The following is a 25,613-nucleotide window of genomic DNA, read 5'->3' on the forward strand; positions in this document are numbered from 1 at the left end:
GTATGAATAAGTTTACTTTGCCGGTTTTGAAAACTATGCACATTTATAATTATGGACTTTTTAAAAAAGATATACATATAGATTTCGATAAGAAAATAACTGTTTTTTTTGGAACTAATGGAATTGGGAAAAGTACACTTATACAAATTTTAATTTATTCTATAATAGGTCCGTATATTGGTAATATAAAAGTTAAAACAAGAGAAAATAAAAGAAGAGAAAATAGGCCAACTTTTTCCGATAACTTCTTTCTTTCTCGAGGATTAAAAAATGGAGTAAATAAAGCAGAATCTTCAATGGTAGAAGTTATTTTTTTTATAGGGAAGGATGAGTTTAAAGTTACTCATAGTCTAGAAGCAAACCAATTGGAATCATTTTCTATCAATGGGGTAAATATTCCCGGTAAGATTACTTCATATGGAAAATTTGAATCATTATATTCAAAAGTATTGGATGGTAGAGAGGCTGAAAATGCTCTTGATGATTATCTAATAGAAAAGTATCAAACTAAATTAGCAATAACTGCATCAGTCCCCGGTGGGTTTAATACAATAGTAAGTACAATAAATGATGTTATTTTTTTTAGTGAAGATAGAAAATATACTTTTTGGCAATCATCATTGCAACATCTTGTCATAAGCAAATATCTGCTTGAGCCTGAGGCATATGAAAATTTTGAAAACCAAATAAGGAATGTAACTTATAGTGAAAGTCAATATAAAAAAGCCAGTGAAACATTAAATTATTATAAGAAATTTCTAAATAGAATGTCGGAACAATCTGCAGAAGTAGATTCTAAAATTATAGATTATAATATCCTATGTAATGAAATGGAGCGTCTTAATAAGGAAAAGAATGACAAAAACTCTATTTTAGATAAAATTGAAAATGACATGAGAGTATTGCGAAAAGAATATCAAACACTGAGTACTGCCTTATCAAAAAATTCTATGGATTGGAGTAATATCTTCTTACCTAATGAATATGAAAAAAAATACACACAATTAATTCAGAGTATTAATTGTGGTATATGTCCTATATGTAATCAAAATCACATATTTGATATACAGACAGATAAGTGTATCTTTTGCGGTGAAAAAATGCAATTACAAGAAAATTATCAAGAATTTAAAACTATTGATCTTAGAAGGAAAGAATTAAATAAAAAGCTTGAAGCTAATAGGTATAACTTTGATAGTTTGAAGAAAACATACGAAAAAATTCATAACGAAATTAATATTATTAATACTACACTTGAAGATATACAGTTTGAAAAAGATGCTATTGATAGGAAATCCAATATATCTAATGCTAATACTATTGATGAAAAAAGAATAAAAGCAATGGAAAAAGAGATAAAGAGTGCTAATGAAGCAGTTATCAAAGAGAAGAAAAAAGTATCGATAATGAGGAAAAATATAGAATTGTTACTGGTAGAAGAATTTAAATCTTTTTCTTTAAATTTTTCGAAGTATGCGGGACGTTTTTTTGGAAAAAATATCAAAGCTGAAATTTCTTTACCTTTCTCTATAGAGTCGGAAGATTCTTTTGATTTAATAAATGAAGATATGGGTGAATTGTTAATCGCTTTTGAACTACAAAATTTACGCCGCAATACGGAATATGAGCTATCTGAATCACAGCGAATATTTACTGATTTAACTTTTCGTTTTTCCATACTATCTTACTTTCATAATAATTCTTTTTTTATAATTGAAACACCGGATAGTACGCTTGATGTTTTTCATGAAAGCAATGCAGCAAATGTTTTTCAAAATTATGTCAATTCAGGTAGTAAATTGATTATCACTGCCAATGCAAAGAATAACAATCTACTTGAGCTTTTATCATCAAGATATAATTCAAAAAATGAAATCCAAATTATTAATGTAGCTGAAATATCAAATCTTGCCGATAAAAATCTATCAAAAAAGATAAATGATATGATTATAAAAATAAAGGAGAAAAAGATACTATGAATAATGAAAAATTAATTGAAAAGATTCCATTATTTTTATATGCAGTCTCAAAATATCAGAAAACAATAAACTATAAAACCTTTCAAAGATATATCTATTTATACTATACTGCAGAATCATTTTTGTATTCCGAAAATAAGACGAAAGATAATTTTTGCCTTTCTATACAAAAAATTGATAATGGATTGAGTTATGAAATTGTTGATTTTTCCAATACTATTATAAGACTACAAAATATAAGCTATGTATTATTTTCAGAAAAAAATCTTTTAATAACAATTAATAAAAAACTACAAAATGATATTTCTTCTAAATTGGAGAACAATGGATATCTCTATGATGAGTATAAAAAAATTGAAAAATTTATTAGCCTGATACAAAGTTACAATGAAGACTATATTTTTACACTTTTTTTTGCAGATCCTACGATAAAAGCTGTAGATAACAGAAATCTTTCAGAATTTAATACTAATAAAGTTAATGAATTAAAAAAAATACTCAAGAAATTCAAAGACGGTTTAGGAAAGAAGAAAAACATTACCTCTTATGATATTTTTATATCATGGATTGAATATATATTAAATTATTTTTATTTGAATGACTCAGGAAATAAAAAAAATGAAAGATATCTATAATGATTTTTATACTAAGGCTGTTTGTAATTCATTTTCACTTGAATATGCATTGTTTATTGATTTGTATAAAAGATTTAAAAATATAGAATATTTATTGATTGAGATTTGTGATATAAACATATTCCATAGTAGTTATGAAAATATTGTTATGGAAATTAAAACAACACATAAAAGGTATGATTGTAACTATTATCTACAAGAAGATACGAACTCTAGGCTTTCTAAAGTTAAATATGATGAAAGCAAAGATTCATTTTTATCGTTTGCAGAAACATTATCAAATAAAAATAAATCTAAAGTACTAGTAAAAAAATTGGATGATTTCCATTTTTATATAGATGGTAAATTTGATGAAATTTTTCAAAATCATTTTCGTGAATCTAACGCACGATTTGATTGTTATTTTAAACGATATAATTTTGATGATTTATATACCGCCCTTGATGTTTATCAGAGAGAAAGAATTCACAGAAGTAATCCTTTTTTTTGCATTAAAACTAACTATGTTAATGAGAATCTTACTGAAAAAATGCTGAGAAATTCTCTTTTTGAGTTTCTCCGTCAAAATGTAAAAGCTAATGTTATACATGAACCGGCTACAGATATAAATAATGATGAAGAATCTGTTGATATCGGATTAATGGATAAAGATGAAAATCGTGCATATATTGAAGTAAAATATTTTATTGAAGGATGCTTTATTAACAAAAATGCAGAAAGGAAACCAACAGGATATAGTATAAATAGATTTATCAATGGGTATAAGCAGTTGGATAAATATTGTAGACATGGTGAAACTTGTGGATTTAGAATAAAATATGTAATATTATATATGTTTTATGCAAGTAAAAAATCAAAAACTGATGTTTGTTCTATATGTAAAGATAAATATATGGAAAATAAGAAAGACTTCTCTTCTATATTTAACAGTTGTTTTTATGCTTCAGTATGTGACGATATTAGAGAACCGGTTAATTCAATGATTGTAAAATCTGAGGAATTTGTCCAATAATCGAACTACCCTTGATTTAAAAGATAGGAACCAATTATGAGAACGATAGAAGATTATTGGAAGGATTGGGAGCGGCTGGGGTTTGAAAAGAAAGTGGAAGCGGGGTGTATTCGGTACACGGCGTTGCCTGAGCTGGGGAGGGGCGGATTTACCATTATGGGGGATACGCGGACTGCGATGGGGATTGTGTCCGACTGTACGCTGGAGCGGCCCTGTATCATAGAGGAGTCGGTTGACGAACGGGGTATTGAGATCGGCCGGTATTACGAGGGTTCGGTGGAAGTATATGATGCATGTCGGAAGCCTTTGCCGGATGCGGTGGACTACGGATTAAATGTCTATGTGAACGAGCCGGTTTTTCATGGGTTTAAACGGATTAACCCGCACGTACGGATTGTCAATGCAGGGTTTTCGTATCGCCCTCAGTTTTTTGAAACGCTGCCTGTCGCGCTGCCTGATGATTTTTGGGAACGTGCGGCTGCGGTTCTTAATCCTGCGCCATTGCATATTCCGCAAATATCCGCGATCTGTGAGCAGCTGAAAAACTGTACGCTGACGGGTGATGTGCTCGTGCTGTATATACAGGCGAAGGCGTTGGAAGCGTTTGTGTATCTTTTTGACTATATCTATTCGCATACGGAAAAACGGACGGTGCATTTATCCACGGATGATAAAGCGCGTTTGTATGCATTGCGCGTGTATCTTGAAAAGCACGCGGTGAATCCGCCGACTATTCAGGCGCTGTCGAAACAATTTGCGTTAAACAGAGAAAAACTGGTAACGGGATTTAAAGAAACCTATCATACTACGGTCAATGGGTATGTGCAAAATGTGCGGATGCATAGAGCGGTTGAGCTTTTGAAAAACAGCGATGTGTCGATTACACAGATTGCCCGTGAGGTCGGCTATTACGGCGACGGGTATTTTCAAACTGCGTTTAAAAAATATTACGGAGTTAGTCCCGGCGAATTACGAAGAGAGCTGAGAGGAAGAATCAGCTAACATCAAAAGGCTATTGTATTGCTTTTGTAGGCACATGAGCGTATAATGCAGGCATGAGCAGTTTGGGAGAAAAAATGGCAAAAACAGCAAATCTTTATGCAAGAATTGAACCTGAAATAAAAGAGCAGGCTGAAATTATTTTAGATTCACTTGGAATTCCTGCATCTAATGCAATAACGATGTTCTATAAACAAATAATTTTAAACCATGGTATTCCTTTTGAGTTAAAGCTTCCGGCAAAGACGCCTCTTGTTTTAGCAGATTTAACTGAAGAAGGTTTAAATAGAGAGCTTATGAAAGGGTATGCCGATATAACTAATGGAAATAAAAAAACAGCAACGGAGATTTTTGATAAGATTCAAAAAGATTATTGTCTATGACCTATAACATCATCGGATAAAAAAGTTTATATTGTTCGTGTAATATATGGCGGAAGAAATATTGAAGAAGAATTAAACAAATAATAAAAAAGGTAACTGAAAAAATTAAAAAAGCAGATTAGCTGTTAGTTATTATTTGTACTTCCATACTATCCGCTTGTTATCAGATAAACTTTCAAACATTTTACAAATAGCCCCTTAAAAAACTTCTTCCCTTTCGCTTGCAGCCAAAATATATCGCTATCAGACAAACTTTTACCGATTGTGCGGACAGCTTATTCAAAAAGACGTATAAACGAACTATGCGATTTAAGGATTTTGTAAAAGAACATATTCCGGTTTATAGTGTTTCTGTGGCTCTGGCGATTGCTTCCGTGTTTTTCGGTTTGTTGCCGTATTATACGGTATATCGGCTGCTGCTGCGTATCATGCAGGGCTGCAATGGACGGACGGTACTGTGGTATGCACTGTTGATTTTGCTGTCGCTTGTGCTCGAAATACTGATGCACTGTCTTTCAACCGCTCTTTCGCATAAGACGGCGTTTTCTATTTTGAAAAAAGTGCGGCTTTCCATTACGGAAAAAATGATGCGTATGCCGCTCGGCTATATGCAAGCAAAAGGGATCGGCTGCTTTCACAGTCTCTTGATTGACAGCCTCGAACGGCTTGAATATCCGCTTGCGCACGCAATCCCCGAAACGACCTCAAACGTACTGCTACCTGTCAGTGTTATCGCGCTGCTTTTCAGTTTTGACTGGCGGATGGGGCTTTCGGTATTGATTCCCGCGGCGTTGACGCTGCTGTTTTATCTTCCGATGTATATCGGCATTATGAACGAATTTGCTGCTACCTATTATACCATGCTCGAAAATATGAACGGGAGAGTTATCGAATATATCCGCGGAAATAAGGAAATCAAAATTTTCGGGAGAGAGGATGCGGCGCTTTCTCAATATGAAACTTCCATTGACAAATACAAAACGGCGACACTCCGGCTTTATAATCGAATGTATGTTGCAGCGTCTCCTTCGATTGTTTTACTATCTTCGCTTTTGGCAAGCGTACTGAGTGTCGGCGGCTTTTTATATTGCGCCGGCAGTTTAAGTGCGCACTTGTATTTGTTTTCCGTGTTGGTGTCTGTCGGGATCGGCACTTCGCTTTTAAAGTTCACGGAATTTATGGATAATTTTTATTACATTAAAAACGGCGAACGCCTCATCAACGAAGTTCTCGCTGCTCCTGAATTACAAAAACCAGATACAGCCGCCGGTGAAATACCGAATAACGAAATTGCACTGCATCATGTTTCTTTTGCGTATGAAGATGTACAGGTGCTGCATGATATTTCACTTGTGTTCCCTGAAAAAACAAAGACTGCGATTGTCGGGCATTCAGGTTCCGGTAAAACGACCATCGCTAATCTTATTGCGCGCTTTTGGGATGTACAAGAAGGAAGTATAACAATAGGCGGTGTTGCCTATCGAGATTTATCTTTGGATCAGTTGATGCAGCGGGTCAACTATGTAACGCAGGACACCTTTTTATTCAACATGACAATTATGGAAAACATACGGCTTGGGAAGCCCGGTGCATCCGATGAGGAAGTGATTGAAGCGGCGAAGAAAGCTCATTGCCACGAGTTTATCATTGCGTTTGAGAATGGCTACAACACGAGTGCAGGAGATGATGGTGCAAAATTGTCGGGAGGTCAGCGGCAGCGGATTATTATTGCACGTGCTCTGTTGCGAAACGCACCGATACTGATTCTTGACGAAGCAACCTCTTATGCTGATATGGAAAATCAGCACAAAATTCAAAAGTCTCTTGAAGAATTGTGTAAAGACAAAACGCTCATTGTAATTGCACACCGGTTATCAACGGTTATCGGCTGCGATCAAATTATCGTGATGCATAATGGAACGGTCGCCGCCACGGGAACACACGGCGAACTGTTGAAGCAATCACCGCTGTATGCAAAGCTGTGGAGTACGCAGGTACAGAGCCGGAACTGGAAGCTGGAAAGGGTAATGGGGGAATCGGTATGTTAAAAACGGTGAGACTGTGAAGTCCTTTCTGTAAATTCAGTGGGCTATGGTAAAAAGTTTGAATGCGGGTATATCCCTCAAGTAGCTGACAGATACTGTTGATTTTTTATCAAGCGTTAAATACTAAAGACAGCTTCCTTGACAGCGAGTTTTCGGCTTTGCCTCAAACATCGATTCCGCATCAATGATTGCCATCCTTAGCGAATAGATCTTCCAACTGAATAGAAAAATCAAAATTGTTATCGACGGCAATAGCAAAAATATCGAACAAGGTACGGACAAAAGAAATAAATTCTACAAAGTGTATTACGATGAATAAAAATAGATATTACTCCTACCTATATATTGCTGAAGCGGTATCAAAACAAGAAATATTCGAGGTCGTCAAAATCCGTAGCAAACCTATATTACTTTAAAGTAATAATCACAAATTCTCTCGGCATATCAAACTTGGTCATAACGCTTGCAATACGAGTCATACATGTTGCTGCGGATATATTGGTATGAATAAACAACATATCGCCTTTAAGATTTGAGATTTTATCCGGGAATAGCCCGTCAAATGATTTATATCGGGTGGTTAGGTCTATATTCCTGTCTATAATCGTTTTTAATAGGCCCCAGTGTAGAATTACACCTTCGCGATTGAATAAGTCAGTTTGATTATCAAGGATAAATTGGAAATCATATCTGCTATCTTCTTTCATAAATGTAATAAACTTTATAAACACATCTTGCCAAGTCGAGACATTAAAAACACTGTCGTTGATTATCATTTTTGCCGGTTTATTCCCCTCTGCCCAATCGCCGGCATCGTCGTCTATAGGGGAAAAGGTTGTGACATCAGGTTTTTTTCTATCATAGTTAGAAGCTGCTTGATATTGTTGAGGTAATGGGAATGTCTCCAAGAACCAATTAATCATATTTGACTGGTGTCGTTTTATACTATCCTCATTCCAAACATCATTGTTAAGTATTTCCAGTCTATAATATAAAGAAGACGTGTGTAATTGCGTTTTCTTATCTTTGAAAGGGTTATTCCCTATTTCACTATTAAACTCTGTTAGAATGAGATTTCCAATATTATGCAAATATTTTTTATATATTTCTTCATAATTATTTCCAAGCATTGCTTTCCACTCATCATTGAGTGTCTGCGGCATAATGTGTTCTATCGTGATTTTAGCATTTCTAAAATCAACAGGGACTTTTGCATTGTGTTCTTCTATTTTTCCCAGAATAAATTTTCCATAGGTTTTAAAATCTTCATAAAATTTTGAAATCATCAAGACTTGCCGCATTTCATCATCATTCGGAAGTCTCATTTTATAAAACATACTTGATAATAAATCGATCATTTCAATTTTTTTTTGCACGAGATCATGTATTCGATTGCAGAGAAGTACGATATTTTTATTTTCTCCTTGTGTTAGCCGTGCTATTCGTCTCCGTATTAGATACGTTCTAATGATTTGCAATATCGCTATAAAATTATCATCACTAAATATGATAGTGCTTGTTTGATTTTGATGATAATAAAGCAGTCCAAGGATAAACGGTTTAAATGCTTCAGTTTTTATATCATGAAAAATATTCCTCAACAGTTCCTTTATTTGACTGTCTTTTATTTTATCTGGTGAAATAGTATCAGTGATTTCTACTTGTATAATCCAAGTATAAAGTTTTACATACTTTACAATGTCGTCAATAAAAGCTTTATGATTAGCATACGATTCTTCGACAAAGTTTTTGAAGTTTGCATAAATTTCTTTTGTGTTATTATCACTTACAACTTTTATAGAAGTAGATTTTTTATACTGTAAAAAATCTCGAAAAAAATCCGACGTACTACCGGTTAATTGTATTTCAATTTTTGGGTACCAAATTGTTTCATACATGATCGCTTGATGCGTACAGTCCATATTGAGCAAGACATAATTTCTGATTAAATCGGATAGAGTGAGCGGTTTCCCTAAAGAATTGAGCGTTTCAAAAATAATTTGCGGGTCTTCACCTTTAAATGGTCTTTCATCTAAGAAAATAACGGCAACATTAAGCCGTTGGATGGCTACAATATATTTTTCCACTGTAATTTCAGGACGTGATATTTTTATATTTGCTATTAGTTTAGTGAATATATCATACGCATTTTTTATTATGCCGGGTTTTGCACTTGTTCCATTTATCAATGCACGATAGGCATCCCAATCTTTTGAAACTTGCTTTAATTTTATTTTATCTTGAAAAGATGATGCGTTATTAGTTAAATAAGTATCAGTAATAAAGCCTCTATTTTCTTTGTTGGGTTCATTATCTCGTAAAGCAATCAAAAAGAGCAGTGTCGTGGTTAATCGTTGCTGTCCATCGACAACAATAGACTTATTCACAAATCCTGCTTTTTCTTCCTTTATAACGAGTGTTCCAAAAAAGTGTTCAAGTTTATCGGATTGTGCCGTATCAAGTTCTGAATTAATAATCCTGATAATATCGCTAAAATACCTTTCTATTTCTGTTTTCCCCCATGCATAAGCTCTTTGAAATGGAGGAATAAAAAATGAGGTTGCATTTTTCGCTAAAATATCATGAATGGAATGTGTCTCTGTTTGCATAATTGTTTTTCCTTGCGTTTGCGGGTTAGCAAACGCGACGTTTATAAAGTAACATAGCTGTGCGATTATCAAATAAATCCAGACAATTACTAACCTTATATCACAAATGAACATATCTTACTACTACCCTAAGTTACTTTCCCCCCCCCTTATGCTCCCAGCCAAAATATATTGCAGGAAGACAATGTTTTGTTGATTGTACAGATGCCGGGCGGGAAAATGATTAAAATCAGAGGAATCTGTTGGAGGCGCCATGTTAAAAACGGTACGGGATTTTATCAAGTTGATGAGCGGGCAAAAAAGAGAGCTGTATGCTTCGCTTGTGTTGAGCTTTTTTGACGGCTGGCTGATTGTGGTTCCTTTGCTGGCAGCGTTTCATATTACCGCGCGGATGCCGGAATTTAATCCTGATGTTGCGGAGGCTTTGACAATGCCGGTAATGATCCGGTATTCGCTGATTATGTTGGCGAGTATTCTTGCCCGCATCGTGCTGCGCTACCTTGTTTCGTGTCTGCGGTCGGGCGCGGGGTATAAGTGCATGGCGGAAGAACGCAAACTTTTGGGTAAGGAATTACGAAAAGTTTCGCTCGGCTTTTTTAACGAAAAGAATGTAGGCGATTTGGTTTCGACGATTACTTCCGATGCGGCGTTTTTGGAAATAGAAGGCATCGGCGTTATTGAAAAAGTTGCGGTCGGCATTCCAACCTTTGTTATCGCACTGATTATCTGCCTCTCGTTCGACTACCGCATTTTTTTGTTGGTGCTTGCGCTGCTCATTCCGACGTGGTTTGCCTACCGCTATCTTGCCACCCGGCAGGATGCGCTCAATCTAAACCGGCAAAAATTAATCGGAACGGTAACGGAAGACACGATTGAATTTATCAAAGGACTGCATGTACTGAAAGCCTACAATATGGCGGAAAAACAATTTTCCAAAACGCAAGAATCATACGAAAAACTCCGTACCTTTTCCGTACGAGGAGAGTTTGTGCATATCCCGCCGATGGGCATCTATCAATTATGCTTCCGCCTGATTACCACAGGAATCGTATTTCTTTCGGGGCTGTTTCTATTGCATAAAGAGTTCACGTTTCCGCAAACCTTTTTGCTGATGCTTGCCTCGTTCAGTCTTTTTACCGGCGCTGAGGCGATGGGGATATTCAGTATCTTTGCAAAGATGACTCAGCAGTCCATCGACCGGATGAATCAGATTAAGAGGATTCCTAAAATGGAGACGCTTTCCGGCACGGAAAAACTTGAGCGGTACGATATTTGTTTTGAGCATGTGAATTTTGCATACAATAAAACGCCGGTATTGCGAGATGTTAGTTTTTGCGCACCGGAAGGAACGACGACGGCTCTTGTCGGACTTTCGGGGAGCGGCAAAACAACGATTACGAATTTGATTGCCCGCTTTTGGGATATCCTGCCCGGACACGGGGAGATCAGCATCGGCGGCAAGGCGCTAAAGACGCTCTCGTACGAACACTTGTTAAAGAATATCAGTTTTGTATTTCAGGATGTATTTTTGTTTAATGATACCGTGCTGAACAATATCCGTGTCGGACGGCCTGATGCAACGATTGAAGAAGTCTGTGAAGCAGCACGGCGTGCAGGCTGTGCGGAATTTATTGAAGCGATGGAAGATGGCTACAACACGGTTATCGGTGAGGCGGGGGCACGGCTTTCCGGCGGAGAAAAGCAGCGTATTTCCATCGCGCGGGCGCTTCTCAAGAATACACCGATTATCCTCTTGGATGAGGTAACGGCAAATGTCGATGCGGAAAATGAGCAGCTGATTCAAACGGCTTTACAGGAACTTTTGAAAAACAAAACAGTGATTATGATTGCGCATAAACTTTCTACTATACAGAACGCGGATCAGATTCTCGTGCTGGAAAACGGCACAATCAGTCAGCGCGGCTCTCATGCAGAGCTGATTGCTCAAGAGGGGCTATACCGGCGGCTGTGGGATATACAATATGAAGCTGAGCGGTGGAGAATGTAGGGGGAACCTCACAAAGGATTCTCTATGATGCACATAGCCCTGATGATTTTAAAAAGGGCTCTGTTCTATTTATATTCCTTCTTCTTTTCTGCGAATATTCCTGAGCAAAAACCCTATTCAAAGATACATAAACATAGATAGAACTCCTACAGATAAAGAGAAAATCAGTAATGTATTAATTCTATAAACACATTGAGAGCACGTGTTTCTAAATATGATAAAACAGCGGATAATATATCTGACATCTTGCGTACAAACTATATATCTTCTCTCCTATACTTTTCCTTCTTTATATAATCAATTATAAAATTTTATAACCTCCAGTTCTCCCTACACTATTAGCATCAAGCGCTCTCCAGACCATCAAGACTGCGGAATGCCGTTATAGACTGATAAATCTGCTTGAGATAATTTTTAAAATATTCATTCTTTTCTACATTAAAATTAGAATGGATTATTTCTCTTTTTATATTATACCACCCATCCTTGGGCGTATTACAGAAGCGCCACGGATGGCGGTGGTTCCAAGAGATAGCGATGTTTTGAGCTTTGCTCAAAACTCGTCGTCTAAGAATGTACAAGGAAGTACATTCTTAGACAACTTCCATCCTGCAGATTCATTTTTTGCGGTAATGAGTTTTTTGTAAAGACCGCCTTGTGCCATGAGTTCTTCATGGGTGCCGCTTTGTTCGATGACTCCACCGTTGAGTACCAAAATCCTGTCGGCATTGCGGATGGTTTTCAGGCGGTGCGCAATCATAATGATGGTTTTGTTTTCCGTCAGAGCTTCGATAGCAAGGCGCAGTTTATCTTCGTTTTCGGGGTCGATATTTGCTGTTGCTTCATCAAAAATAATGATGGGGGCATCTTTTAAAATAGCTCTGGCAATGGAAAGCCTTTGCTTTTCCCCGCCCGATAACGAAGTACCTCCTTCACCGATAAGCGTGTCATAACCGTTCGGCAATGATTCGATAAAGTCATGGCACATTGCTTTTTTTGCCGCCTCAATAACCTGTTCGCGGCTTGCTTCCGGCTTTCCGAATTTAATATTGTTTTCGATAGTGTCTTCAAAAAGATAGACATTTTGAAATACCATACTGATTTTGCTCATCAAAGTTTCCAAACTTACATCTTTGATATCAACTCCGCCGATAGTGATAGTGCCGCTTTGCACATCCCAAAAGCGTGCAATCAAATTACAGAGCGTCGTTTTGCCCGAACCTGACGGGCCGACAATAGCGGTAATTTCACGCTCATGCATCTTGCAGGAAACATTGCTAAGAATATTTTTTTCATCATAGCTGAACGATACGTTTTTAAATTCGATTTCCGTTTTTGCATTGCCGGAAGTATGCACCGCTGTCTGAATTGTTTCTCCCGTATGTATTTCAGGCATTGTTTCAAGATAGTTTAAACTGTCGATAGCGTTTTCCGTAATCCTCAAAATAGCCATTAAACTACCTGCGCCTTTTAAGCCTTCAAAAATGATAAAACTTGCAATCATCGACATAATCGCATCGGGCAAAAGCATGGCTCCTTTTAAATAGAGCATAAGGGAATAATACACCATAAAACTTATTGCCGCTCCGATAACGATACGCTGCGCAGCAATGTACGGTGTCATTGTTTTTTCAAGTCCCATCGTAATGCGGCAGTTGTCGTCAAAAGCATTATGCAATTCTTTATTATTCTCTCCTGAAAGATTATAGGATTTTATAACGGACATTCCCTGCACCGTGGTAAGCACCTGTTTGGTTAAATCTTGCTGCGCTTCGTGGATTTGATGAGCATTATTACGCGAGCGTTTTTCCATACAAGCGGTAACGATAAAAAATCCCGCCATACCGGCTGCTGCAATTAGTCCTATTCTTACGTTAAAAAAGAAAAGGCTCACTATAAAAATATTCGTATTCAATAAACCGCCGAGCATTAAAACCAAAAGCAAAGGCACCTGCGCTTCGATAAGGCTCAAAGTAGTCGTACTCAGTGTGGTAAGTTTTCCTAAACTAAAGTCGCTAAAAAAGCCCATCGGAACTTTTTTCAGTTTTTCGCCGACTTCAATTCTTTTGTCTGCTGCCATAAAATAACCGGCATGGGTTTGCTGCAGCTGAGAAAGATATTTGGTAATCATCTTTCCTGCAAGACTTAGCAGTAAAATACCGAGCGTTACCGCAATATCTTTTGTTTCAATTGTTTTTCCGTTTGTAGTATCAAAGATTTTCACCAATACATAATAAATCGCCGCAAACTGCAATGCGTTAAAAACCGCATTCATAAAACCTGCAATAATTGATTTTCGTATATTTGTCCGCTCTTTTTCTGCAAAGCGGATAATCTTTTTAAAAACACTTATCATTATTCTTCTCCCTTAATGGCTGCTTCCCACATGCTGCGGTACAGCGCCGATTTTTCCAAAAGCTCGGTGTGCGTGCCGGTACTTTCCACACTGCCGTTTTCGATTACAACGATGGTATCTGCATTGACAACGGTTCGTAATCGATGAGCAACCACAATAAGAGTTTTACCTTGCACCAAACTGCCGATAGCTTTTTGCATAAGGCTTTCGTTTTCGGTGTCCATATATGCCGTCGCTTCGTCAAGGATAACAATCGGGGCATTTTTGAGCATAGCGCGGGCGATGGAGATTCGCTGTTTTTCTCCGCCTGAAAGACGGCTTCCGCCTTGTCCGCTTACCGTGTCGTAACCGTGTGCAAGTTTTCGTATAAACTCATCACAGCCCGATTTTTTTGCAATGCTTTCAACTTCTTCATCGCTCGCATCGGGTCTTCCTATTCTGATATTTTCGCGTATGGACATATCGAATAAATAGTTATCCTGCGATACATAGGAAATAATTTCCGAAAGCTGCTCAAGCGGAATATCTTTTATATCCGTCCCGCCGATACTGAGCTGTCCTGCCGTTGTATCCCAAAAGCCTGCAATCAATCTGATGATGGTAGACTTTCCCGAACCCGACGGCCCGACAATAGCGGTAATGTGTTTTTCTTTTAATAAAAGATTCAAGCCGCTCAATATTTTTTTATCGTCCGTGTATGAAAAATCAACATTTTTAAATTCGATGGTATAATCGGAAATCGCTGCCCGTTTTTCCGTATGAGCCAATTCTTTTGATTCCAATATTCCGTTTATTTCTCCGGTGATGGTGTTTATCCGCGCAAGGTCGTCCAAAGCATTCGTTGCCGCAATGATGTTTTCGATGGTACCGAATGACAGAATAATGATGGTAATAAGGTGCACGGATGTAATGGAATTATGTAAATAAAAGAATATGCCGAAAGGCAAAATCGTTAAGAGCATCATCGGACAGATAGTTCGGTATGCCGAAACACCGACCATACATTGCTTCATCCATCTATAATAAAAGTCAGCATTATTGTAAACCGCATCGCTGTATTTTTTATATGACGCGTCATTTTGATTAAAAGTTTTAATAACTTCGATACCGTTGATGTATTCAACTACGGCGCTATTCATTCCTTGATTTATTTTTACCGATTCGGCATAGTTTGTTCCGTAGGATTTCATTGTCGTCTTCATAAACATCATACCGATAACAAGCGGCACAAGAGAAAGAGCGCCGAGTCTCCAATCCAAGAGAAACATATATACTAACAGAATGAGCGGGCCTACAATGTTTGCCGTCATTTCCGGAACGAGGTGTGCCAATGTTGTTTCCATTGAATCGACTTGTTCGACGAGAATGTTTTTAAGTTTACCCGATGATATATTGAGAATATCACCTAAGGGCATTTTAAACATCTTATCTGCAATGTCTTTGCGCATATCCTTCAATGCCGAAAATGTTGCTCTGTGCGATATTGATGTGGAAACCGACGCAAAGATTTCTTTTAATATAAAACAGAGCAAAATACTGCCTGCTGCCTTTGTGTAAAAGCGCAGGTCTTTACTGCCTCCGATAAGAGCGGCGACTGCTCCCGCTAAAATGATGTATGTAATAAGCCCCATAGCAACCTCAAGCAAGGCGCAAAATATGGAAGCTGCATACATCCCCTTGTGCTTACCGATGTGTTTTTTTATCAGGTTCATTGTGATTCTCCTCTGCCCAAATAATGACGAATGATGTTTCTAAAAAAATCTTTGTTTTTTCTAAAGACTGTACCAACCGATAGTACTTCGCATGATACGATGACGGCATTGAGAAAAGCGATGCCGGTTTCACTTGTTAAGGGAATGAGTTTATCGAGGTCGTGTTCATGTAAAAACGAGCGTAATTCCTTTGCCGATTCTTTTATCAGTTCATCGCGTAATTTTTTAAGCGTTTCATTTTTTTCCGCTTCCATTAAAAACATGGCATATAAGGATTTATACTCGTTAGGGTCAAGCATTTTCATAAGGGTAATTTCGATTGCGATATCTTCGGGTGAAGCGGAAGGATGGCTGCGCATAAAATCTTCGGAAAGATCGGAGCGGTATTCATTACCGTCGAGCATAAGGTCATAGAGCATTTCCGATGTGCTTTTATAGTGACGGTAAACTCCGCCCTTACTCATACCGGTTGCGGCGATAACATCTTCCATACTGGTATCGGTAAATCCTTTTTTTAAAAACACCTTTTTTGCCTCCTCCCTGATTTCCTTTTTGCGGACATCTGCAGGAAGTCTTTTTATTGCACACATAAACTCTGTCATCTACCTTCAATCAAAACAATTAGCGACGCATCCGTCGCTAAAATAAAGATAGTATAATTTAACATCAGTGTCAACCGGATTTAACAGAGGAAATTAAAAAGATTCGGGAGTATTTTATAGATGATTATCGGACATAATGGAGTACCTCTTTCATAGAAAAAATAGCCACTTGGAATAGTCAATATTAGTACAGTGCCTAAACATCCCAAATGTATTTAAGCAGCATCTTTTTTAGATGCAGTCTTTTCCCTGTATGCGACTGGCGGCAAACCGTCCGGATTTACCGTCGTGATACGTTTCGTGTTGTAATAGGCAAACGTGTATCTCCAGACGATCGTCTTGACTTCCTCAACAGTGAGTTTTGTCGTATCAAGCTGATAGAGCTTTTCCTTTTTCAGCGTCGCAAACCAGCTTTCCATCCGGGCATTATCCCAGCATTTTCCAACTCCGCTCATACTCTGGACAGCATGCAGCTGTCCGAGCGTCTTTTTGTATTCGCCGCTTGTATACTGGCTTCCACAGTCACTATGAATTATCGCTCCACTTTGTATATCAAAATTCTTGTATGCCTCCGTTATTGTTTTTATACACAGTTCCTTTTTCATATTCGTATCCATTACAAGAGAAATGATCTCTCCATTATAGCAGTCAAAAAGAGGTGATACGTACAGCTTTCCGTCCTTGCACGGTATCTGAGTTATATCCGTCAGCAATTTTCTCAAAGGTTCTTGTGCACTAAAGTCTTGTTTGATGATATTCTGCGGTCTCATCGCCTTTTTGTTGGCTTTTGTAAGACCGTCAGGACTTCTTCTGTCTTCATGCAGCAGATTTCCCCGTGCCATTACACGCCTTACCGTCGATAATGAACGTTTGATTCCTCGTTGCTCAAGCGCTATCTGCATACGCCTGACGCCGTAGTTTCTGTTTTCTTCATCCTCATCAAGAATTTTATGCATTTCAGCGAGCAGCTTCTGCCATGCTTTCAGCTTTCCTCTGTTCCGTTTCCATTTATAAAAACCGCTTTCACTAACCGGAAGAACAGTGCACATCATCCGTGCTGAAAACTTCTTTTCATCGGCACGGCAGTGGATGTAAACAAACATATCTCCGTTTTCTATTTCTTCCGGTCTTGAATGAAAAAAGTGAGTGCGTCCTTGAGAATCTCATTCGCATTTTTAAGCTCGGCTATTTCTTTTCTGAGCCTGCTGTTCTCTTTCTGAATATCACCATCAGCGTTCTTTTCTTTCTTGTTTTTCTTTACCCGCTGTTTCCTCCAGCCTGCCAATGTTCCGTAGTTTACGTTAAGCTGTTCACACGCCTTCTTAACTCCGATGTCGTCCGATAGCTTCAATGCCTCGGTTTTGAAATTTTGATCGTACCTTTTCATTGCCTTTCCTCCTCTCTTTTTCGGCAATTTTGGCACTGCACTTTTATTATATCACTCCAGTAAAATAATCTCGACAGTGAAACATCGTATGGTATTTTGTTGTGGTTTGATTTCTATTTTTGATGTAAAATAATAATAGTGATGATACTGGTATCGATGTCTCGTTGTGGTTTGATTTCTATTTTTGATGTAAAATAATGATGCAGTTAGAACCTACATCAATGCGGAGTTGTGGTTTGATTTCTATTTTTGATGTAAAATAATATTACGGAATGAAAAGCATTACAATTGAAGTTGTGGTTTGATTTCTATTTTTGATGTAAAATAATACGACTGGATACGGTTAGCAGACTGGGAAAGTTGTGGTTTGATTTCTATTTTTGATGTAAAATAATTCTGCGATTATTTATATTTGCAAAAAAGGAGTTGTGGTTTGATTTCTATTTTTGATGTAAAATAATCGGATAACTTCGACCCCGAAAAGGATGTCTGTTGTGGTTTGATTTCTATTTTTGATGTAAAATAATACGAGCTTTTTAAGTATAGGAAAGCGCTTAGTTGTGGTTTGATTTCTATTTTTGATGTAAAATAATGCGGGGAGCGGGCGTATTGCTGTTGCATTTGTTGTGGTTTGATTTCTATTTTTGATGTAAAATAATTACACAAGATGGTGTAAAATGCGCAACATGGTTGTGGTTTGATTTCTATTTTTGATGTAAAATAATGCGGGGAGCGGGCGTATTGCTGTTGCATTTGTTGTGGTTTGATTTCTATTTTTGATGTAAAATAATTACACAAGATGGTGTAAAATGCGCAACATGGTTGTGGTTTGATTTCTATTTTTGATGTAAAATAATCAGCAACGAATACTCGCTTTACCCCCGATAGTTGTGGTTTGATTTCTATTTTTGATGTAAAATAATTAGACATCTTTTCGGTTCCGATAAACTTAAGTTGTGGTTTGATTTCTATTTTTGATGTAAAATAATTACAAGTTTATCTTTAATCAGCACGACATAGTTGTGGTTTGATTTCTATTTTTGATGTAAAATAATCAAAACACAGAACACATATACTATTGAACGGTTGTGGTTTGATTTCTATTTTTGATGTAAAATAATCCGCATTCTTCCAACCCGGCAAGGAACGATGTTGTGGTTTGATTTCTATTTTTGATGTAAAATAATATATAATGCCGGATGAAGTGCAGTGGATTGTTGTGGTTTGATTTCTATTTTTGATGTAAAATAATTCCCCGTCTTTTCGCTCGCTCATACCCGAAGTTGTGGTTTGATTTCTATTTTTGATGTAAAATAATGAGTGGTCTCATCATAGTGATGCGTGATGGTTGTGGTTTGATTTCTATTTTTGATGTAAAATAATTATACGTGCCGTTTGTACTGTTTGATGGAGTTGTGGTTTGATTTCTATTTTTGATGTAAAATAATAATATTTTTCGTCAAAGACACACTGTCGTTGTGGTTTGATTTCTATTTTTGATGTAAAATAATTATCTGACTGGGCGGTCGCAATGACGGGGGGTTGTGGTTTGATTTCTATTTTTGATGTAAAATAATCAATTATCGCAGATAACCGATATGTCCGAGTTGTGGTTTGATTTCTATTTTTGATGTAAAATAATCACGTATGGGGGAGCGTACTGCGGTACGAGTTGTGGTTTGATTTCTATTTTTGATGTAAAATAATGAAACAAACCAACTTACTTTATCAAAAACAGTTGTGGTTTGATTTCTATTTTTGATGTAAAATAATGCAAAGCCGAATATGATGAGCTAATTCAGGGTTGTGGTTTGATTTCTATTTTTGATGTAAAATAATAATTTCATATCATTTTCACCAATAAAAACAGTTGTGGTTTGATTTCTATTTTTGATGTAAAATAATATATACTACGAGAATATGGGAACTCCAAAGGTTGTGGTTTGATTTCTATTTTTGATGTAAAATAATCACTAATGAACGCACAAACACGCGAACACTGTTGTGGTTTGATTTCTATTTTTGATGTAAAATAATTCCAATATTGGACTAAAGATGTTGCAAGCGGTTGTGGTTTGATTTCTATTTTTGATGTAAAATAATATGAGTTTTGTAAGACCATATTATGCAAAGATTTAGATTGGTTTGCAGTGTAAAAAAAATAGGGAAAAGTTACCTTTTCCGATACTTTTCTTTGTTTTTTTACTTGCAGCCGGTTCTTTCTTCGGTTTTTCATATCCGGCATCAGAACAATTGAAGTTGTTGCGGTGCTTTTTCTTTCTTTTGCGGACTTTTACCTATAAATGTCAAAATTTCGCCGAACTGTCTGTCCGTAAATTTCAAGATGCTTACGGTTCCTTCTCTTGGAAGCCATTTTTTTATTCGGTTTTCGTGAACTTCACACGACTCTCTGCTTCCGCAAAATCTTTTGTAAACGCTGAACTGCATCATTTCAAAGCCGTCTTCCAGCAGTCTTTTACGGAACTCGCCCGCTCGTTTGCGCTGAGGCTTTGTGTTTGTCGGTAAATCGAACATACAGAAAATCCACATTATCTTATAGGCGTTTATCCGGTCAAAACTCATATCATACAAAATCCGGCAGTTTCAGCTTTTCAGATTCGTTTGAAAGAGCATCTGCCAGCGAAGCACTTGTCATTGAAAGGGCGGCCATCATCGGTCTGGTCAGGTTGTTCATTTTTACGTCGCGTGTAAGGACTTTCAAAATTTTCTTTTTGAATTCCAGTCCAAGTTCCTTCTCATCGGGATTTGTCGAGATGTATTCTATAACTTCATCATCGATAAAAGGTCTGTAAGGCTCCATCAGATCGTCCGCAAGGCAATATGCGTTATACTTGTTGTGATGGTGAATTCCGAGTGCGGGAAGAAGACCCGAGCCGGCCAGTGCCCGTGCAGTTGCGGCTCTCAAAATTGCATATCCGTAATTTAAATAATTGTTCGGAAACTCTCCGAAACGATTGCGGCACCAGTTTTTTCCGAAAAGATTGTCCCAATAAAATTTTGCCGCCTGACTTTCCATGTTCGTCGAATCGCCGCTTTTTACACGTTTTGAAAAATCGGCAAGTCTTGCAAAATCCAGATCATATTTTTTAAGAAGAAGTCCCTGATTTTTTATCTTGTATTCCACAACCTGCTTCCAGCATTTCTTTTTGACGGGAAGTTTTGCGTTTATCTGGGCGGAAAAAAGTTGAGACTGGATTTCATTGCAATCAAGCGGCATTGTCATTGAAAAGGGCATATGCTTTTCATTGCAAAAAATAAGCGCGCAATTATTTTCTGTAAGTTCGTTTATCAAAGGAATTGTCAGCGAGACACGCTCATTTTCGACAATCACAAAACCTATGTCCTCGATGGGGACTAAGGTTTCTTCCTGAGTTTCTTTACTGAAAATGACAAGCTGCTTGTGCTTTACGCTTAAACAAACAGCATGTGAGAAAAACAGTGTTCGTTTAATCATATTTTAACTATCGGATTAAAAACCCGGTATGTTTAGTTTTATTTTCGGGCGGATGGTTCTAGCGTTGATATTTTCCGGAAGAGTTCTTGTAATCTTATTGTGCAAGAATCCTCCGGGCTCTTTTTGTCGTGAGATTCCTACATAAGCAAAGTTTTATATTCCTGTCCGGAAAGATTAAACCTTTAGCACACTCTTGCTTTTTGTATGATTTCTCCTGCAGGCGAAACTGTAAAGTCCTGTCCTTCGAGAAGCCCTTTAAAATTGGCTGTTCCATAAAGAAGACATTCTATGCCTGCATTCAAATCTCTTTCTCCTTTCATGTATTCCCAAGGTCTTGCACTTATAATGTGTACTAGTTTTATTTGAATATCATTACCTGAAGCCGCAAGCCCGGCAATCCTGTACATCCGCTTCCAGAGTTTTTCTTTCGGTAATGCGAACACATCTTCCTGAATGTCGTCTTGCAGAATTACTATTTTTCCGACTTTTAAGACCTTATATAACTGAAGATTTATGCCTTTTTTCTCTTTAAAATCAGGATAGAGTTCCGTCCGGTTTTGTCTGCTTTTTACAGCGTCAAGTAAATTGCAAATTTTGTGATCTGAAACATCCTTTCCTTTTGCGTCTTTTCCTCTGTAAATGGCAAGCAGATAATTTTCGTCGTTTACGACATAATAGTTTTGTTTGTAGTCTTTCGGATTTTTGTTAATCACATTATGGTGTTTTTTCAAAATGATCGGCGAAGTCGGCTTTGCCTTTATTCTCACTCGTTTTACAAAAACATCTCTTCCTTCTTTTTTAAACGGAAGCAGAATTCCGTCAGTTTGGATCTCCTGAAGTGTCTGTATTCCGTTTGAAAGATTATTTTCAAAAGTTTCTCTGATTCGCTTGTCGATGATTTTTTCCGCAACCTTTTCGTCCAGCGTTGCAACCGGAATCCTCTGCACAAATATCATCTCGGATTTTCCGCCTTCTTCGGGAACGGTTTTGATGCATCCGTAGAATGTGTCTTTATGCAAAGAACCTCGTGCGGTCGCCCCCTGAATAAAGACTGTTTTTCCGTCTTTCAGGACGGGTTTTCCATCCCTGCCTCTAAGGATTTTCTTTGACTGTCTCAATGAGTTTTCATCTGAAAAATATTTCGGGATTATATATCGAACGGCGTTCAAAACGTCGGTGTCGAATGTCTCCCATGGTTTTGGGAATTTCAAGTGCTTCCCGTCGGAACTGTTTTTAATAGCCTCCGACAATAAATTAAATTTTCCCCGATTTATACATGCTATCGTCAAAGCATCTACCGTGTGGTGAGTGTGGTTTGAACGGTCTTTTATTTCATTTCGCTCCATCAAACCCCATTGCCTTTTAAATGTGTCGGTCATAGAACCTTTTACAGGCTGAACATGGTCAAAAACGCCCTTTAAATACGAAAGGGAAAATTTTGTGATGATGCGGGTGTCATTAAGCTGGCTGTGTTTGAAGCCTGACGTAATTTCCGTTGAGGAAAAACGCCGTAATTTTTCTTTGTAATAGTTAAGTTCGTATTGAGCTTTGTGCTTTTTTACGATTCTTAAATCTTTCACGGCAGGCTCTTCGTATGAGCCTCCGCTTTTTGAGTTGAGTTCAATTATTCTCAGGCAGTTGTCTATTTTGTCTTCATAAAATTTGAGAAACCGCTTGTTTATCTCTTCAAAATCCGGCAATTCAGAAGGAAGTCTCTGTTTTTTTATATTCCGGTTGAATTCGCTGTCGCATAGCGTGAGGTTTTCAAGAGAGTCATCATAAGACAGACTTCTGGGGATTGTATGCTCAAAGTCAAATTTGGGAATCGGACCGAATAAATCCGTAAAGCTTATATGCTTTCCCGTGTAAGGGCATGTTTCATTCTGTTCTTTCCAGAGCCTGAATTTTTTGATGTCCGATTCCGTCGGAACGACTTTAAATCCTGCCTCGTTGCAAAGCTCTTCTATTTTCTTCCTTGCATCCGCATTATTTTTTTCGTTGGTTTTTGCAAGTTCTTCGATAGCCTTCCGCTGATTTTTGTCGTTTACATCGTTTGCAAGTTCAACATTTATTTTTGTTGTGCTGTCTATTTTTCCTGTTTTTATAAGATAATTTACAAGTTTCCGGAGTTGATGCAATGCCCTCATCACTACTGGATTTTTTACGCTCGGAGAACGAGGCGATGCAAGATATATTTTTCCGTCTTCTGCCGGAACCGGCGTTTCAAAATTGTAATCCGTATCGCTCGGGTGATAAAGCTCTCCTTTTACGACGAATCCTTTTTGATTCAGATAGTCCATAATCAAGTCGCCTGTGCGCAAAAGCGGATATTTGTAGTCGTTCGGGTTTTTCCCTACGGCGATTTTCAGATTGTCCTCAACTTTTTCGGAAACCTGTGAAATTATGGTTTTACGTTTTTCTTCGTCATATTCATTCCACTTTTTTTTTCCGAACAAATCCCATGCAGAGTTTTCCACGAGTGCTTTGTCCCATTCTTCAAACCTGAAATCATTATCCTTATCTTTAAATGCGGATTCGATGCAGCGGTTTGCAAGAACGATTATATTATTTTTGTCTCTGAGCGTTCCGATGATATTCTTTACCGAATCTTCAATTTCTTTTTCATTCTGCAAAAATATATCCCGCCCGATCATGAACGGTATGTTTGCAAGAAAAACTGCAGTAGAATAGATATAGCCTTTCCGTAAAAAAGGAGTTATTTTACGGATTGCCTTGAGGCTTAAATTTGCGTAGCCCTGCTGGATTCGGATTGCGCAGAATTTTTTTGCCGCTTCATCGCTCAGAAAAAGTTTTCGTTTTGCAAATTCCAGCAGTTTTTCTTCATCGTCGAAATCAAAAAGAACGTGCCAGATGTCGCACATATCGTATTGTCCGACTTTTTTGTCTTTCCAGCTTTCAGCTGAAGCTTCATCGCCGAAAATATTTTTTAATCCTGCAGAAACGGGGCAGCCTGAAACGTTAGTGTCCTTTCTGTAGTTGAATTTCCAAAAACCGTTCTTGCCTTTTAATTTTTTTTCGATATCCGCAAACTGAAATGAAGGCTTTGAAATCCTGAAAAACAGGGGCTTTATAAGTTCTTTTTCTTCTTCCGTAAGAAATTCAAAACCGCAGTTTTCATCTTCGCTGGAGTTTTTTGCAATTTTTATGGAATTTATGAACGAAAGCATCCTGAATTCTTCAAATTCAAAATGAGAGATTGGAGCGCGGGGCTTGTTTCGTTCAAAAGTGCATTTTCCCACAAGAAATTTCTGGGACTTCAGCTTTCTCTGAAAAAAGATTGCCCTGTATAAATCGTCTTTTAATTCCGGCAAAATTTCCTGAACTTCACAGATTTTATTGAATTCTTTTTCGTAGTGTTCTTTTCTTGATGTGTATTTTCCGCGTACTTTTTCGCCTGATTGTTTTAATCCATAAAAATACTGACCGAGAGTTCTTCCGTCCATAAGGGAAGAAAGTTCGTCTATGCTTTTTGAGACTTTTCCATCCGATGCTTTTGTGGATTCCTTTCTGTTGCTCAAAAATCCCCGTCGTTGTGCAAGATGGTACACGGCGCGCCCGATTTCATACGGTCCGGCTTTTTGTTCCGCACATTTTTTCCGCAGAAAATACGGCTCCCAGTTTTTCAGCTCGTCCGTCCGGTACCAGTTTAAAAAATCCTGCGAAACAGGATAGACTTTCTGCTTCCGCCATTTTTCGAGTTCTTCCATAGTAAGCGGACACATTTTGTTTTTGATAAGGACTTTTAATGTTTCGCATTTTCTAAGTTTCCTTCTGAATTTTAATCTCCGGGCAAGGCGGAAATTTGTCCGCTCCGCAGCTTTTGAACTTTCGTTTCCCTTCTCTTTTTTTACGCCTTCGGGGAAAATGTACACGCCGCAGCCTTCTATTTTGTTTGCCGTTTCGTCGACAATTCCCCATCCGATAGAATTTGTTCCTATATCAAGTCCGAGAGTTTTCATAAAATCCTCATTTTTAAAAATTTGTGCTGTCTAATGCTTGCAAAACATCGCAGGCAATGTTATAGTGAACGCAGAAATCAAATCACAATAAGGCTAAATGCCGAAGTCATTTGACTACAGTCCCGCATCTTGCGGGACTTTTTCATTATATCACAAGATTTTAATTTTTTTTAGATATTTATTTAAAAAAAATAAGTCTTCAGCATGAAAACAGGATTTCAGCTCTAAACTCATCGTCATAGATACAAGCACGTTTTCCCATGCTTATGGTTTCCACCCCTGAGAGTATCTTGATCCTGTTATAGATAATTCTTCTGATTATTGCTAAGTTTTCCGCTGCATCCCATCTGCCCGATCACGACTCCCAATTGATGGATGTAGGCATGCAACAGCTGTAACGGTTCTATGCCTGATTCTTTTTCTCCGCTGCT

Annotated in this window: 16 protein-coding genes and 1 CRISPR repeat array; of the genes, 7 read left to right on the forward strand and 9 right to left on the reverse strand. The window is 37.6% G+C overall.

What is annotated here, in order from left to right; genetic code table 11:
* Positions 1-2: 2 nt before the first annotated feature.
* From E4N66_RS05460 to E4N66_RS05485, 6 genes are all read left to right on the forward strand, one after another.
* Positions 3-1,979, forward strand: a complete 1,977-nt coding sequence (locus tag E4N66_RS05460) for an SMC family protein (protein ID WP_253729266.1) — start codon at positions 3-5, stop codon at positions 1,977-1,979.
* Positions 1,976-2,614 carry a hypothetical protein gene (locus E4N66_RS05465; protein ID WP_253729267.1) on the forward strand — a complete coding sequence of 213 codons (639 nt, stop codon included), beginning with the start codon at positions 1,976-1,978 and terminating at the stop codon, positions 2,612-2,614. Before E4N66_RS05460 ends, E4N66_RS05465 begins: the two co-directional genes overlap by 4 nt.
* Positions 2,598-3,626, forward strand: a complete 1,029-nt coding sequence (locus E4N66_RS05470) for a hypothetical protein (protein WP_253729268.1) — start codon at positions 2,598-2,600, stop codon at positions 3,624-3,626. Before E4N66_RS05465 ends, E4N66_RS05470 begins: the two co-directional genes overlap by 17 nt.
* A 36-nt stretch (positions 3,627-3,662) precedes the next feature.
* Positions 3,663-4,628, forward strand: coding sequence for a helix-turn-helix transcriptional regulator (locus E4N66_RS05475; RefSeq protein ID WP_253729269.1), 966 nt, complete (start codon positions 3,663-3,665; stop codon positions 4,626-4,628).
* A 74-nt stretch (positions 4,629-4,702) separates the two neighbouring features.
* Positions 4,703-5,008 (forward strand): type II toxin-antitoxin system RelB/DinJ family antitoxin, encoded by a 306-nt coding sequence (locus E4N66_RS05480; protein ID WP_253729270.1) that lies wholly within the window; start codon positions 4,703-4,705, stop codon positions 5,006-5,008.
* Between the two features lie 302 nt (positions 5,009-5,310).
* Entirely contained in the window at positions 5,311-7,056 is a 1,746-nt protein-coding gene (locus tag E4N66_RS05485; RefSeq protein WP_253729271.1) for an ABC transporter ATP-binding protein, read from the forward strand.
* Between the two features lie 404 nt (positions 7,057-7,460).
* Here the strand turns inward: E4N66_RS05485 and E4N66_RS05490 are convergent, their stop codons facing one another.
* On the reverse strand, positions 7,461-9,662 hold the full coding sequence (locus tag E4N66_RS05490) for a DUF262 domain-containing protein (RefSeq protein ID WP_253729272.1): 2,202 nt from the start codon (positions 9,660-9,662) through the stop codon (positions 7,461-7,463).
* A gap of 253 nt (positions 9,663-9,915) precedes the next feature.
* On the opposite strand from E4N66_RS05490, the gene E4N66_RS05495 reads away from it, so the two are divergent.
* Positions 9,916-11,670, forward strand: coding sequence for an ABC transporter ATP-binding protein (locus E4N66_RS05495; RefSeq protein ID WP_253729273.1), 1,755 nt, complete (start codon positions 9,916-9,918; stop codon positions 11,668-11,670).
* Positions 11,671-12,223: 553 nt separating this feature from the next.
* Here E4N66_RS05495 and E4N66_RS05500 read toward each other — a convergent pair.
* The 8 genes from E4N66_RS05500 to cas9 all read right to left on the reverse strand — a co-directional run bounded on the left by E4N66_RS05500 (position 12,224) and on the right by cas9 (position 25,182).
* A complete protein-coding gene (locus E4N66_RS05500) occupies positions 12,224-14,026 on the reverse strand; it encodes an ABC transporter ATP-binding protein (protein WP_253729274.1) in 1,803 nt (600 codons plus the stop codon).
* Positions 14,026-15,738, reverse strand: coding sequence for an ABC transporter ATP-binding protein (locus tag E4N66_RS05505; RefSeq protein ID WP_253729275.1), 1,713 nt, complete (start codon positions 15,736-15,738; stop codon positions 14,026-14,028). The genes E4N66_RS05500 and E4N66_RS05505 overlap by 1 nt, the downstream gene beginning before the upstream one ends.
* Entirely contained in the window at positions 15,735-16,262 is a 528-nt protein-coding gene (locus E4N66_RS05510) for a TetR/AcrR family transcriptional regulator (protein ID WP_253729276.1), read from the reverse strand. The genes E4N66_RS05505 and E4N66_RS05510 overlap by 4 nt, the downstream gene beginning before the upstream one ends.
* A gap of 293 nt (positions 16,263-16,555) precedes the next feature.
* The gene (locus E4N66_RS05515; RefSeq protein ID WP_253729277.1) at positions 16,556-17,443 is read right to left on the reverse strand and encodes an IS3 family transposase; all 888 of its coding nucleotides are present in this window, start codon (positions 17,441-17,443) and stop codon (positions 16,556-16,558) included.
* Between the two features lie 11 nt (positions 17,444-17,454).
* Complete coding sequence (locus tag E4N66_RS05520) at positions 17,455-17,727, reverse strand: transposase (protein ID WP_253729278.1); 273 nt, start codon at positions 17,725-17,727, stop codon at positions 17,455-17,457.
* A gap of 33 nt (positions 17,728-17,760) precedes the next feature.
* Positions 17,761-19,830: a CRISPR direct-repeat array (repeat unit 36 nt; unit sequence GTTGTGGTTTGATTTCTATTTTTGATGTAAAATAAT).
* 141 nt (positions 19,831-19,971) lie between these two features.
* Positions 19,972-20,310 (reverse strand): CRISPR-associated endonuclease Cas2, encoded by a 339-nt coding sequence (gene cas2, locus E4N66_RS05525; protein ID WP_253729279.1) that lies wholly within the window; start codon positions 20,308-20,310, stop codon positions 19,972-19,974.
* Between the two features lies 1 nt (position 20,311).
* Positions 20,312-21,202, reverse strand: a complete 891-nt coding sequence (gene cas1 / locus E4N66_RS05530; RefSeq protein ID WP_253729280.1) for a type II CRISPR-associated endonuclease Cas1 — start codon at positions 21,200-21,202, stop codon at positions 20,312-20,314.
* A gap of 182 nt (positions 21,203-21,384) precedes the next feature.
* Positions 21,385-25,182, reverse strand: a complete 3,798-nt coding sequence (gene cas9 / locus E4N66_RS05535; RefSeq protein WP_253729281.1) for a type II CRISPR RNA-guided endonuclease Cas9 — start codon at positions 25,180-25,182, stop codon at positions 21,385-21,387.
* Positions 25,183-25,613: the final 431 nt, after the last annotated feature.

Source organism: Treponema sp. OMZ 857 (assembly GCF_024181085.1).
GTDB lineage: Bacteria > Spirochaetota > Spirochaetia > Treponematales > Treponemataceae > Treponema.